Here is a 13,434-nt window from a genome sequence, read left to right as displayed (position 1 = left end):
GTTCACGCCCAATAAGTCGTTCGGTCGACCGGAATATGCCGCAAGACTTCGCCCGGCACGAAATCTTCTAACTTAATCCGCGCCAGCGCTTCATCGGGACATTTCGACACTGGTGAAAACGGTCGATCTAACGGCTTGGTCGCATCTATGATCATCGCCGAAGTCTTGCGCGGGTCGACCATCGATGGATCGATCAAACTGCCGCGCATGATTTGCTTGATGATCGACACTTGGAGATGAGGCTGGACACGGGTCGCCAGGGCCCAAAGAATTTCCGTCGGATTGTAAACGTCGATGTCTTCGTCGAAGACGAAAACATTTTTGCACCAATCCCAGGTCAACACCGCAGCGGCGGCGCGGCCGGGATCGCCTTCGGAAAGTTTTTTCATCGAGATGAAAACATTCAAGAGCGCGTGGCGGCCGCTGGTGCAGACCGCTTGTACATTTGGCACGGCTTCACAGGCGCGCCGCAAGTAGGCGCCTTCGCGCGCCAGGTCCATCCACGGTTTGTCGCCTTCCGGCGTGAGTATCGAAGTGTGCAGCGCGCCGCGCCGCCGGGTAATGGCGCGCACTTCGTAGTGCGCCGATTGCTGGTAGCCTTGCACGCCCAAGTAGCCGTTCACTTCGCCGAAGGGGCCTTCGACCATACGCTTGCCTGGTAGCAATGCGCCTTCGATGACGATCTCGGCGTCGGCGGGAACCAGCAGACGCTCGCCCCAAGTCTCGGACGGTGTGAGACGCAGCGCTTCCTGCATGTAGCCGCCGATGATGTCGTATTCGCTGATCTCGAACGGCCCGCCGTAGCAGGCGCCCATCTGATAGGCCGGATGATGACCGATCACCGTCGCCACCGGACATTCTTCTCCGGCTTCTTCGTAGGCGCGAAAAATCCGCCACATATGCTGCAAGCTCATCAAGAAGCCGGTGTGGTTGCGGTCTTTGACTTCCATGCGGTGGTAGGAGCAATTGTATGCGCTGCTCGAGCGATCTTTGGCGACACTCGACATATCGATGTACGGCCCGCCATCCATTTCATGATGCTTGAGCAACGGCAGATCGTAGAGATCGACGCCATCACCGGTCTGAATGAGCTCTTTTACCGGCGCCGCCTCTTTGCTAACAATCAGCGGCGCGATCCTGCCGGCTTCTCGACGCAAACACTCACGCGCCATCTCTCCACGGTCCATGTCATTTGGAACACCGAGAGCAACCTGAATTTTCTTCTGCGAGTTCTCCGCGCTCATGACCACTTGCATATCCGTCGGGCAGCCGTGGCCATTGAGCGGCTGCTCGAAGATCAGCACGGGAAATCGTTTCAGCGCGCCGAGCTGCTTGACGATCGCGGTGACATCGTAGGTAAGCGGATTAACGGGTTTAGAGATTGAAACGACTTCGCTCGGGTAAGCCCCGCGCATATCGTCAAGAAAGGAACGCAGACTTTTTGCCATGTGCGTAGCGAACGATAGGCTTACGATTTATTTAATTCGAATTCGGAAGAGACCTTCGCAAAGGCGCAAAGACGCCAAGTTCGGAGGGGAAAGACCATAAATAATTCGAACGACTTTCAGCCATCTCTTCCGAACTTAGCGCCTTAGCGCCTTTGCGAGAGATATTCCGACTCTATAAAAACTCTACGGGCAATGCGCAAGCTAAACTTTTTTCTTTTGATGCGACAGATAGTCGACCAGGAGATATTCACCGAGACGGTCCGGGCGGGTGTAGAAGGCGCGGCCTTTGTTGATGCGGGTGAGGTCGTCGACGAAACCGCGCAGCACCGGACTGTCGTCAAGCATGAAGGTGTTGATGGTGATACCTTTGCGGGTGATGCGTTCCGCTTCTTTCAAAGTCTCTTCGGCGGCGCGCTGGCTGATACCGCCAAAGCTGAGCGGCCATTCACAATAGAGCCGTCCTTGGCGGCAGTAGGCGGTCGGCTGGCCGTCGGTGATGACGATCATCTGCTGATTAGCGCTCGGCTTGCGATCGAGCATGGTCGAAGCCAGATGCAAGCCGTCTTGCAAGTTGGTGAAGGGATCGCCCATGTTCCAAGTCGCCTGCGGCAAGTCTTTCGCCTTGAGCTCGACGGCACGAGTAAAGAAACCGACGATGCCGAAGTAATCGCGCGGGTGGAGCGCCCGCACTAAACTTTCCATTGCTAATGCAACTTTTTTCGCCGCCGCGAAACGCCCTTCCCAACTCATCGACCAGCTCATGTCCAAGAGCAATACCGTAGCAGCGCGGGTATTATGCTCGGTCTCGTAAACCGCGAAGTCTTGGGGGTTGATTCTGACCGGCACGCCGCCGCCATGCAGCAGGGCATTTTTCAGCGTTTGGATCATGTTGATATGCAGCGGCTCGCCCTGGACGTAGGGACGGCTGCTTTCAAGAATGACTTCTTGGCTGCCGCGCCGGTCGGTGGAATGGCGGCCCATGCCGTCGCGGCGCAACTGCTTGTAGATGTCGCGCAGCGCCAACTGTCCTACCCGGCGCACGCCTTTGGGCGTGAGATCGAAACGTTCGCCCTGTTCCAACACGAAGCCGCCCTCTTCGAGCAGCGACTGCATGCGCATGACGCCTTCGAAATCTTGGCGCGGCTCGCCGCCGAGCATCTTCTCCAATAGCTCCTTGTCGACATCCTTGAGCTGCATGCTCGACAGCTGGCCTTCGAGCTTGCGCAGATCCTCCATATGCTCCATCAGCTGCTGCGACTGTTCGAAGTCCACCGGCGTCTGACCGCGGAATAGACTGCCTTCCCGGCGCAGCCAGTTTTCCAGCTTACGGATCTGGTCGAGCTGCATCACCAGCTCCTGAAAATCCTGCTCGGCGTTGGAATTGTTAAAGCTGTAGGAGGTGAGTTTTTCGATCGCCTCGCTGGTCTTGCCCGGCAGATCGTTGAGAAACTGTTTTTGCTCTTGGGTGTCCTGGCCCGACTGGTCCATCTCGTCGAGGGTTTGCTTTTCCTGATCGACCACCGAATCGAGCTTGTCTTGCATCTGCTCCTGGGCCGACTGCAGGCGGTACTCGTCGTAAAGTTTGCGCATCTCTTTGGCCACTTGGGCGAGCAAATCCTCGATGCCTTTGGTTTGCTTCTCGCCGTTCTTGATACCCTTCTGCATTAGGCGGCGCATCGCCTGTTGCAGATCGCCGGTATCGTTCATGTTCTCATTCAACTGATCGAACACGGACTCGGCGTCGAGGGAATGGCCGCCGTCGGTATTCCACCGGCTATAGCGAATATGCACCATGAAGGGTGTATTCTAGAGCTTGTTGACGCGCAGCGCTACGACAATCTATTTGCCGTAGGTCGCCCGGCCGCCCTCGATCTCCTTGTTGAGTTTCTGGTGCAGATGCAATCCTTCGAGGACGAATTCGGTCGCCGACGCTATCAAGTTCGGCGAGTCGGAGACTTCCAGGGACTTGATCGCTTCTTTCAAACCGGCGATTTCCTTGATGCCATCGAGATATTCCTGCGCCGGCATCTGGTCGGAAACTTCCATGCCCCAACCGGAATTGAAATACTCGATGACTTTTTGCAGCGAATTAAGATTGAAATATTGATCGAAGACTTTAATGATCGCGCGGTTGATCAGCTTCTCGACCAGATCCTCTTCCTTCTTATCCTCGCCGACATATTCCATTTCGATCTTGCCGTTGGTCGAGGCCAACAGCGCGTGCAGATCGCTGACCCGCGGCACGATGTCGCTTTCCTTGCAGCGCAGCGCGCGTTTCTCGGCGTTGCTGATGATGCTTTCATAGTTGTTGATCGACACGCGCACGCTGACGCCGGAGGATTGATTGATCTCGTTGGACTTGCGCGCTTCGAAGGTCAGATGGCCGAGGATTTCCTTCATGAAGCGCGGCACTTCCACTTTGCTGCTGCGGTTGAGCGTCGGCGCCGCCTCCTGCTCCATGATGCTGATTTCGTCCTCGATGTTTTTCGGATAGTGCGTGCGGATCTGCACGTCGAAACGGTCTTTCAAGGGTGTGATGATGCGGCCGCGGCTGGTGTAGTCTTCCGGGTTGGCGCTGGCGACGATCACCACGTCGAGGGGTAAGCGAATCTTGTAGCCTTTGATCTGGACGTCTTTCTCTTCCATCAAGTTGAACAGACCGACCTGGACTTTCTCGGTTAAATCGGGCAGCTCGTTGATGGCGAACACGCCGCGGTTGGTGCGCGGCACCAAACCGTAATGGATCGTTTCTTCGTCGGCCAGATAACGCCCTTCGGCGACTTTGATCGGATCGATTTCGCCGACTAGATCGGCGATGGAAGTGTCGGGGGTCGCCAGCTTTTCGCCGTAGCGGTGATCGCGGTCGACCCATTCCAGCGGCAACGCATCGCCCATCTCGGCGGCTTTCTTACGGCAGCCGCGACAGATCGGCGTAAAGGGATTGTCGTTGATTTCGCAACCGGCGACGATGGGAATGCGTTCATCGAGCAGACTGGTGAGGCCGCGAATGATTCGCGATTTGCCTTGGCCGCGCTCGCCGAGGAAGACCATGTGGTGGCCGGACAGAATCGCATTCTCGATTTCCGGTATGACGGTTTCGTCGTAACCGATGATGCCCGGCAGGATGCGTTCACCGCTTTGCAGCCGGCGAACGAGATTCTTGCGCATCTCATCGCGCACCGTCAGCACCGCAACGCCGCTCTTTTTAAGTTCCCCTAATGTTTTTGCCTCGCTCACGTGTTCTGGCCTCCCTGTAGATTAATTTCCATTCGCTCCAATTTTACGAATTCAATCCTCGATATAGTCTTTGCGCCGGCGAATTCACATAGGCAAGTTGTTGAAGTGCGGCGCCAAACGATCGAAGCTGTCGAACAAATGCTGCGGCATCACACGAGTCTCACCGAGCACCGGCATAAAATTGGTATCCCCTTCCCCGCGCGGCACGATATGCCAATGCAGATGGGCTTCGATGCCGGCGCCGGCGTACTTGCCGAGATTCATGCCCAGATTGACGCCGCCAGGATTGAAAACCCGGCGCACGATAGCGATCGCTTGGCGCAATTTCTCGTTGAGATCGCTGAAGGCGTCACCGGACAGGTGGCTAAGATCGTTTTCATGGCTTTTGGGCGCGAGCAACAGATGACCGTTGTTATACGGATATTTGTTCATCATGACCACCGTATGCTCGGTTTGCGCCAGCACCAACGCCGCGCGCGGGTCGGGCTCCAGCGGTTTGAGACAAAAAATACAGCCCGGATCTTTGGCCTCCTCATCGATATAGGCCATGCGCCAAGGCGCCCAGAGTTGCTTCACTAATCGTCTCCATCGGCGTTGGGATCGTAGGGCTGGCCGTTGACGCGCAGGCGCAGTTCCTTGCCGACTTTGAAGAACGGCACGCGTTTGGCCGACACCGACACCAAAGCGCCGCTTTTGGGATTGCGCCCCTGACGCGCCCGCCTTTGCTTGACAACGAAACTGCCAAAACCGCGAATCTCGATACGGTCGCCTTGAGCCAAGGCATCGACCATGGAATCGAAGATGGCGTTAATGATGACTTCCGAATCGCGCCGCGACAAATGCGGAAAACGCTTGTTTACTTCATCGATCAAGTCCCTTTTGGTCATATCTTCTCCCTCACAGCATCAGAAGCTTTGGCAATTGCCCGCCGTCAGCTCGGCCTCATTGAAGCAATGACGGCGACCATTCATAACGTAGCCAGCCGCGTTCCGCGCCAGGTAGGCGGCGGCCAAAAAACCCCATAAACACGCGCTCCCACCAGCGCTCTTGCTCTGGGCGGGAGTAGTAGACCGCTGGCTCGCCGGAAATCTTCCCCTGGCGCGCCGCCAACTCAATGGCGTCTTCCAAAGTACCTAACTCATCGACCAATCCCAGATCCTTGGCCTGGGCACCGGAATAAATTCGCCCATCGGCCAACTTACGCACCACCGCTTCATCCAAGCCGCGGCCCGCGGCGACCGCGGCGACAAATTGTCCATGGACGTTGTCGACCAGCGATTGAAGTATTTCTCTGCCCTCCACCGACAGCGGCTGGAACGGCGAGCCGATATCTTTGTTGGCGCCGCTTTTTACATTGTAACCCTTGACGCCGATTTTTTTCATCAGCTCTTCGACATTATTAAGCTGCATGATCACGCCGATGGAGCCGGTCAAGGTGCCCGGGTTGGCGACGATCTTGTCGCAAGCGGCGGCGATGTAGTAACCGCCCGACGCAGCGATGCTACCCATGGAAGCGATGAACGGCTTCTTTTTTTTCGAGCGTTGAATCTCGGCAAAGATCTCCTGGGTCGGCGCCACCGCGCCACCCGGCGAATCGACGCGCACGACGATCGCTTTGATCCAGGGCATAGCGCGGAAACGGCGCAGCTCGGCGAGAATCACCCGCGGATCTTCGATGGCCCCGTCGATTTGCAGCACGCCGACACCGTCGCCGGAGAACAGCGCCAAAACTTTGCTGTCGCCGCCGCTCAGATAGGCGAAAAAGAACACCCCTGTGAACAGCGCCAGCGTCAAGCCGAACATGATTCCCAGCCCGCGCAGTATGAAGTGCTTCCTGGCCATGTCGGTAACGACCGCTCAGGCCGTTCTAACGGCGCCCCTTGCGCCCGCCTTGGGGCTCGTCCTCACGGTCGAGACGGAGCTCGTCGCCAAGCAGCGATTCAAAGGAAAAGCGCGCCCCTTCTTTCTCCCGCTTCAAATAGCTCTCCATCTCTAAGCGTTCTTCGGAGCGCCGTAACGCCCGCACGCTGAGACCGATCTTGCGATCGGCGAGATCGATGCTGACCACTTCAGCTTCCACTTCATCGCCGACTTTGTAGAGGCTCGACGGTTTGTCTACGCGCTCCGAGCTCAGCTGGGAAACGTGAATCAAACCCTCAACCCCTTCGTCGATGCGCACGAATACGCCGAACTCAGCCACGCTGGTGACTTGGCCCTTGATCTTGGAGCCAACCGGATGGTTATTGGCAACCACCTGCCAAGGATCGGTCGCCATCTGCTTGATGCCGAGGGAGAACCGTTCGTTCTCCACGTTCACGCCCAAGACTTTAGCTTCCACCACGTCGCCCTTTTTATAAAGCTCCGAGGGATGCTTGATCTTTTTGTTCCAATGTAGATCCGAGATGTGAACGAGGCCGTCGATACCTTCTTCGATGCCGACAAAGATGCCAAAATCGGTCACGTTGCGCACCGGGCCGCTAATCACCGTGCCAACCGGGTACTTGTCCTTGGCTGCTTCCCAAGGATTGGCCATGATTTGCTTCAAGCCAAGGGAAATGCGCCGGTGGCCGGGATCGACGTTGAGGACGACCACTTCGACCTGTTGGCCCACCGAAAGCAGCTTAGATGGATGGGCAACCTTACGGGTCCAGGACATTTCGGAAATATGAATCAGCCCTTCGATGCCGCTTTCCAATTCGACGAACGCGCCGTAGTCCATCAGACTGATCACTTTGCCTTGGACGCGCGCGTCAATCGGGAACTTCTCAGCCACGGTGTGCCAAGGATCGGGCGTGAGCTGCTTCATGCCGAGAGAGATACGCTCTTTTTCGGTATCGAACTTGAGCACTACCACGCGGATCTTGTCGCCCACCTGGACGATTTCCGAAGGATGATTGATGCGGCCCCAGGACATGTCGCTAATATGAAGGATGCCGTCGATACCGCCGAGATCGACGAAGGCGCCGTAACCGGTGATATTTTTCACCGTGCCCTCCAGGATCACGCCTTCTTCGAGAACTTTTAGAATCTCCTGCTTGAGGCTGTCCCGTTCCAGTTCCAACAAAGCCCGGCGTGAAACCACCACGTTGCCGCGCTCGCGGTTGAACTTGAGAATGGCGAAACGGTCGGTGGTGCCGATGAAACGGTCCAAATTGCGGCTCGGGCGGATTTCCACGTGGGAGCCGGGCAAGAATCCCGGCACGCCCACATCGACTTTGAAGCCGCCTTTGACCTTGCCAAGGATTTTTCCTTCGACGCCCCGGCCATCGTTGAAGGCGCTTTCAAGTTCTTCCCAGATTTTGAGATTCTCGGCGCGCTGACGCGACAACACGATGCCGCCGCCTTCGCCCTCGGAGGTTTCAAAATAAACATCGACATCGTCGCCGACCTTGACCTGCACGTTGCCGTCCCGGTCGGTGAATTCGTGAATCGGGGTTTGTCCTTCGGACTTGTAACCGACGTCGATCAACACATGGGTCGCGGTAATGCCGACCACCCGTCCTTTGACCACGCCGCCCGGCTTCACTGTGCGCAGGCTTTCCTCAAACATCGCTTCGAACTCGCTGGCGCCACCTGCATTTGCGCCTGTGTTATCTTCCAATTGAGCCATGAAAACTAACTCCGATCTCTTTAATTTTTTCGCTTTTTACGCTGATTAACCAATTCCAATACGATCGCCGCCACCTGTTCCGCATCCACCGCCGAAGAATCGACGCGCACCGCGTCGGCGGCCTGACAGAGGGGCGCCAAGTCGCGCTCGCTGTCGCGCTTGTCGCGCTCTTCCATCTCGCGGAGGGTCTCCGCCAATTGCACCGAGCGGCCGGCCGCGCAAAGTTCATGATAGCGCCGGCGTGCCCGCTCGCTTACCGATGCATCCAAAAATATTTTCACCTCGGCCTCGGGAAATACCACGGTGCCGATATCGCGCCCTTCGGCCACCACGCTGCCGCGTTTGCCGAGATCCCGTTGCAACTCGAGCAAGCGCCGACGCACACTCTTGAGCGCCGAAGCCTTGGACGCGGCCTGACTCACTTCCGGAGTGCGGATGGCGCCGGCGACATCTTCGCCGTCCAATAAAACTTCCAACTTACCCCGCTCGTCGCGCAAATCTATCGCTGTGGAACTCAGCAATGCCGCCATGCGCGCATCATCATCCAAATCGACGCCGCGACGCAAGAACTTGAGGGCCAGCGCCCGATAGAGCGCGCCGGTGTCTAAATAAGTAAAACCCAGTTCAAGCGCCAAGCGCTTCGCCAAAGTGCTCTTGCCGGCACCCGACGGACCGTCAATGGCGATAATCACCGGCGACCTCGTTTCCGCGCAAACTATCCTCCGTATACGTCCCTATTGCAAACAAATCTTCTCCAACAGTTGAAAAAACGTCGGGAACGAAATATCGGCGCAGGCGGCATCGTCGATCTCTACCGCCGCGGCACTGACCAGACCCGCGACGGCGAAGGACATTGCAATGCGATGATCGGCGAAACTCCGCACCGCCCCGCCCTTGAGACGAGCGCCGCCGTGAATCGTCATGCCATCTTCGCGCTCGTCGACTTGAACACCGAGAGTGCGCAGCCCTTCGGTCATGGCGGCGATGCGATCCGACTCCTTGTAACGCAATTCTTTAACGTCGGAAAAAGTCGTGGCGCCATCCGCGACAGCTGCGGCGATGGCGAGAATCGGATACTCATCAATGGTTCTGGCTACCCACTGCGCGCCCACGTCGATGCCTTTGAGTTTGCCGCCAACGACTTTGAAATCTGCGACGCGCTCGCCGGCGGCGGCACGTGGATTGATCATTTCAATGGACGCACCCATGCGGCGCAGTATCTCGATGACGCCATCGCGGGTCGGATTGCAGCCGACATTGCGAATCGTCACGTCGGAGCCGGGAACCAACGCCGCGGCGACGAGAAAAAATGCCGCCGATGAAATATCGCCGGGAATGCGCACCTCTTGGCCGCTCAGCGATTGCCCACCTATAAGCGAAATAGCCGTGCCCGCCACCGACAATTCACCACCGAAACCGCGAATCATCACTTCGGTGTGATCGCGCGACTGTTGCGGTTCTTCTACCACTGTCGTGCCGTCAGCTTGCAGCGCGGCGAGCAGAATCGCCGACTTCACCTGGGCGCTGGCGATGGGCATACGATAGCGCATAGCGCGCAAGCCGCCGCCGTCGATTGCCAGCGGCGCCAAACCGTTGCCGCTCTTGCTGCGAATCTTGGCGCCCATCTGCATCAATGGATCAATCACTCTTTGCATGGGTCGTTGGCGCAGCGAGCCGTCACCGTCCAGTTCGCTGTGAAACGGCAACCCGGCTAACAAACCGGACATCAGCCGCATAGTAGTGCCAGAATTGCCGCAATCGATCGCTTGCTCCGGCGCCTGGAGTCCACGCCAGCCTTTGCCTTGGATACAGAGCGCATCGCCGTCACGGCCGATCTCGACGCCGAGTTGGCGAAACGCCCGCACGGTGCGCGAATTGTCGTCGCCGCCCGATAAATTATAAATCCGCGTCGGCCCTTCGGCGATGCTGCCGAAGATCACCGCCCGGTGGGCGATGGATTTGTCCCCCGGCACGCTGATATCGCCGCGCAGCGGTTTTCGAGTTGGTTCGATGCGTTTCATCGTTAAGGAATCTGCGCTCGCGCGGCGAATGCTTTGGCAAACTCGCGCTCCAACAGCGGGCCCTTTTCAGTTTTTATCCAGCCGTTGAGCTGTTCGAGATATTTTATGTAATCCCCGAGCGAACGGCTGAGCGCCTTGCGATTCATCAAACAAATGTCGCGCCACAGTTCCGGCCGGCTCGAAGCGATGCGGGTAAAATCTTTGAAACCGCCGGCGCAGTAACTTTTGAGATCGACGCCTTTCAAATGCGTGCGATCGAGGGCATTGACCAGCGCGTAAACCAAGACATGGGGCAAGTGGCTGATCACGCCGAGCACTCGATCGTGCACATCGGGATGCATGATCTCAACATCGGCGCCGACGTTACGCCACAGCGCGGCAACTTTACGCAGCGCTTTTTCATTGGTCTTCTTGGTCGGCGTCAGCACGGTGCGATGGCGCACGAATAAATTTTCCCGCGCCGCCTGGGCGCCCCACTGCTCGCTGCCGGCGATCGGATGACCGGCGATGAAATAAATATTTTTTGGCAGAATTTTTTCCATGCCGCGAACAATCTCGCCCTTGACGCTGCCGACATCGCTGACGGTGCAGCCCGCTTGGAGCTTCGGTAAAAACGCCTGGGTCAACGGCACGATGGTTTGCACCGGAGTGCCCATCATCAAAAAATCGACGCCGGCGGGAAAATCTTCGTCACGGAGAAAATAGCTGTCGATGATGCGCTTTTTCTTAGCGAGCTTGAGATTGCTCTCGCTGCGGCCATAGCCAACGATCTCTTTGACCAGCTTTTGCCGGCGCATGTCGAGGGCCAGGGAACCGCAAATCAGTCCCACTCCAGCCATCACCATCTTATCAAACATCACTGCCACGATTTTGTCATTCCCGAGTTGTTAGAAATTCTGAATCACCTTTTGCAGCGCGGCGATAAACTGACGGTTCTCATTCATGGTGCCAACCGTCACCCGAATATGCTCGGGCAATCTGTAGCCGCCCATGGGCCGGACGATCACGCCGAGGGCAAGCAATTGCTTGAACACTTCCTGGCCTTTGCCGACCCGCAGCAAAATAAAATTTCCCTGGCTCGCCACATAGGCCAAGCCGAGCTTGGCGAACTCCGCGCCGAGATACTCAAGGCCTTGGCGGTTAACTTCTAAACTTCTCTTTACATGCTCGCCATCGTCGAGCGCCGCCAGCGCCGCCCACTGGGCCGGCGCGTTGACGTTAAACGGTTGACGCACGCGCTGCATCATGGCGATCAACTCTTTCGGCGCCACGCCGTAACCGATGCGCAAACCGGCCAAGCCGTAAAGTTTTGAAAATGTCCGCAGTGTCAGGATCGCCCGCCCTTCCTTATGGTACTTAAGCGAATCGGGATAATCCGCGTCCTGGACATACTCGAAGTAAGCTTCATCGACGATCAGCAAAACATCGGGGGACACCTTGGCGAGAAATTTTTCCCAAGCTTCGCGGCGAAAAATCGTTCCCGTCGGATTATTCGGATTGGCCAAAAACACCAGCCGGGTTTGCGGCGAAATCGCCGCCGCGATGGCGTCGAGATCATGGGTGTAATCCTTGAGCGGCACCTGCTTACTCTTGCCGCCCACGGCTTGAACGATTAGCTGGTACACGACAAAGGCTTGCTCGGCCAACACCGCTTCGTCGCCGGCGCGCATGAAAGTGCGCGCCGCCAACTCGATAATCTCGTTGGAACCGTTGCCGAAGATCAGCGTCTCGGGCGCGACGCCGAGCTTCTTCGCCAAACCGGCTTTCAAGTAAAAACAATCGCCGTCGGGATAAAGATGCAGCTGATCGAGCTTGGCGCGCAGCGCCGCGACGGCTTTGGGCGACGGCCCCAAGGGATTTTCATTCGAGGCGAGCTTCACCGAATTGGCAATGCCGTACTCGCGCTCGACCTCTTCGATCGGCTTCCCCGGCTCGTAGGGAATCAGCGAGCGGATATATTCCGGTACTTGTTCGACGCTTTTCATCGGCCGCTCGGATAGGAGCCCAAGATTTTCAAGAACACACAATTCTTTTCTAAACCGGCGATCGCCTGCTTCACCGCCGGCTGTTCGCGATGGCCCAACAGGTCGAGAAAAAACAGATACTCCCAGGGCTTGTTCTTGATCGGCCGAGATTCAATCTTGGCCAAGTTGATGCGCCGCTTGGCGAAGGGTTGGAGCATCTGATGGAGCACGCCCGGTTTGTCCTTGGCCGAGAACACCAGCGAAGTCTTGTCGCGCCGTCCCAGCTTAGTGGGCATTCTGCCGATCGCTAAAAAGCGTGTGATGTTGTTGCTGCGGTCTTCGATGTTGCTGGCGATGAATTCTAAATTGTAAACTTCTTTGGCCAAGGCACTCGACACTGCCGCCACCGAACCGTCCTGGCTCGCCGCGATCGCCGCATGGGCCGTGCTCGCCACCTCTTCCACTAAAATCTTGGGAAACTGCGTGCCGACCCAGCCGCGGCATTGCGCCAGCGCTTGCGGATGGGAAACAATCCGCCGCACATCTTCAGCCCGGCCACTGCGCGAAAGTAAGTTGTGATGTATGTCGAGAAAAATTTCAGCGCAAATCTGCAAGTCCGAGTCGACTAAGCAGTCCAGCGTGTGCGCAACCACGCCTTCGGTGGAATTTTCAATCGGCACCACGCCGAAGGTAGCGCGGTCTTGAGCCACCTCTTGGAATACTTCCGGGATGCTCGCCGTCGGCCGCAATTCGGACGATGCGCCGAACTGTTGTTTAGCGGCGAGATGGCTGTAGGTCGCCGGAGCGCCGAAGAACACGACGCGTAGTGGTGCTTCGAGGGAACGGCAAGCGGACATCACTTCGCGATAGATGGCTTGGATCGCACTCGGTGTGAGCGGACCGCGATTCAGACCGGAGAGTCTTTGCAGAATCTCCTGTTCACGCTGGGGAACGTAAACCTCTTGGTTAGTAAGGCTCTTGCTTTTGCCAATCCGCTGCGCCAGCAAAGCCCGGTTATTTAGAAGGTTAACGACTTTTTCATCAATCTGATCGATTTTTTTTCTTAGTTCATCGACCGACTCGTTTCGACTCAATGGCAACCTCGCCCAGCGCAAACCAACAAGGATGAATTCCTCGGCGCCGTGCACGGAACC

General features: G+C 57.1%; 12 protein-coding genes. All 12 read right to left on the bottom strand.

The window, feature by feature from the left end; translation table 11 throughout:
• Nucleotides 1–2: 2 nt before the first annotated feature.
• The 12 genes from EXR70_07715 to pheA all read right to left on the bottom strand — a co-directional run bounded on the left by EXR70_07715 (nt 3) and on the right by pheA (nt 13,374).
• Nucleotides 3–1,448, bottom strand: coding sequence for a UbiD family decarboxylase (locus tag EXR70_07715; GenBank protein MSP38362.1), 1,446 nt, complete (start codon nt 1,446–1,448; stop codon nt 3–5).
• A gap of 201 nt (nt 1,449–1,649) precedes the next feature.
• Nucleotides 1,650–3,242, bottom strand: a complete 1,593-nt coding sequence (locus EXR70_07710; GenBank protein MSP38361.1) for a VWA domain-containing protein — start codon at nt 3,240–3,242, stop codon at nt 1,650–1,652.
• 45 nt (nt 3,243–3,287) lie between these two features.
• Entirely contained in the window at nt 3,288–4,685 is a 1,398-nt protein-coding gene (locus EXR70_07705) for a magnesium chelatase (protein MSP38360.1), read from the bottom strand.
• A gap of 84 nt (nt 4,686–4,769) precedes the next feature.
• Nucleotides 4,770–5,261, bottom strand: a complete 492-nt coding sequence (locus EXR70_07700; GenBank protein ID MSP38359.1) for an HIT domain-containing protein — start codon at nt 5,259–5,261, stop codon at nt 4,770–4,772.
• Nucleotides 5,261–5,572, bottom strand: coding sequence for an integration host factor subunit beta (locus EXR70_07695; GenBank protein MSP38358.1), 312 nt, complete (start codon nt 5,570–5,572; stop codon nt 5,261–5,263). Before EXR70_07695 ends, EXR70_07700 begins: the two co-directional genes overlap by 1 nt.
• Nucleotides 5,573–5,627: 55 nt before the next feature.
• Nucleotides 5,628–6,527 carry a signal peptide peptidase SppA gene (gene sppA / locus EXR70_07690; GenBank protein MSP38357.1) on the bottom strand — a complete coding sequence of 300 codons (900 nt, stop codon included), beginning with the start codon at nt 6,525–6,527 and terminating at the stop codon, nt 5,628–5,630.
• A 25-nt stretch (nt 6,528–6,552) separates the two neighbouring features.
• Nucleotides 6,553–8,295 (bottom strand): 30S ribosomal protein S1, encoded by a 1,743-nt coding sequence (locus EXR70_07685; protein ID MSP38356.1) that lies wholly within the window; start codon nt 8,293–8,295, stop codon nt 6,553–6,555.
• A gap of 20 nt (nt 8,296–8,315) precedes the next feature.
• Nucleotides 8,316–8,987 (bottom strand): (d)CMP kinase, encoded by a 672-nt coding sequence (locus EXR70_07680; GenBank protein MSP38355.1) that lies wholly within the window; start codon nt 8,985–8,987, stop codon nt 8,316–8,318.
• 42 nt (nt 8,988–9,029) lie between these two features.
• Complete coding sequence (gene aroA / locus EXR70_07675) at nt 9,030–10,316, bottom strand: 3-phosphoshikimate 1-carboxyvinyltransferase (GenBank protein ID MSP38354.1); 1,287 nt, start codon at nt 10,314–10,316, stop codon at nt 9,030–9,032.
• Nucleotides 10,317–10,318: 2 nt separating this feature from the next.
• The gene (locus EXR70_07670) at nt 10,319–11,182 is read right to left on the bottom strand and encodes a prephenate dehydrogenase/arogenate dehydrogenase family protein (protein MSP38353.1); all 864 of its coding nucleotides are present in this window, start codon (nt 11,180–11,182) and stop codon (nt 10,319–10,321) included.
• 21 nt (nt 11,183–11,203) lie between these two features.
• Nucleotides 11,204–12,301 carry a histidinol-phosphate transaminase gene (locus tag EXR70_07665; protein MSP38352.1) on the bottom strand — a complete coding sequence of 366 codons (1,098 nt, stop codon included), beginning with the start codon at nt 12,299–12,301 and terminating at the stop codon, nt 11,204–11,206.
• Entirely contained in the window at nt 12,298–13,374 is a 1,077-nt protein-coding gene (pheA, locus tag EXR70_07660) for a prephenate dehydratase (GenBank protein ID MSP38351.1), read from the bottom strand. The genes EXR70_07665 and pheA overlap by 4 nt, the downstream gene beginning before the upstream one ends.
• Nucleotides 13,375–13,434 lie beyond the last annotated feature (60 nt).

The organism is Deltaproteobacteria bacterium, from assembly GCA_009692615.1.
GTDB lineage: Bacteria > Desulfobacterota > Binatia > UBA9968 > UBA9968 > DP-20.
The sequence above is the reverse complement of the archived record's forward strand: the minus strand, read 5'-3'. Positions and strand labels throughout refer to the sequence as shown.

Excerpts from the sequence above, each read along its gene's own strand:
- EXR70_07715 (MSP38362.1), bottom strand. The coding sequence starts at position 1,448 with ATGGCAAAAAGTCTGCGTTCCTTTCTTGACGATATGCGCGGGGCTTAC.
- EXR70_07710 (MSP38361.1), bottom strand. The coding sequence starts at position 3,242 with ATGGTGCATATTCGCTATAGCCGGTGGAATACCGACGGCGGCCATTCC.
- EXR70_07695 (MSP38358.1), bottom strand. The coding sequence starts at position 5,572 with ATGACCAAAAGGGACTTGATCGATGAAGTAAACAAGCGTTTTCCGCAT.
- sppA (MSP38357.1), bottom strand. The coding sequence starts at position 6,527 with ATGGCCAGGAAGCACTTCATACTGCGCGGGCTGGGAATCATGTTCGGC.
- EXR70_07685 (MSP38356.1), bottom strand. The coding sequence starts at position 8,295 with ATGGCTCAATTGGAAGATAACACAGGCGCAAATGCAGGTGGCGCCAGC.
- aroA (MSP38354.1), bottom strand. The coding sequence starts at position 10,316 with ATGAAACGCATCGAACCAACTCGAAAACCGCTGCGCGGCGATATCAGC.
- EXR70_07665 (MSP38352.1), bottom strand. The coding sequence starts at position 12,301 with ATGAAAAGCGTCGAACAAGTACCGGAATATATCCGCTCGCTGATTCCC.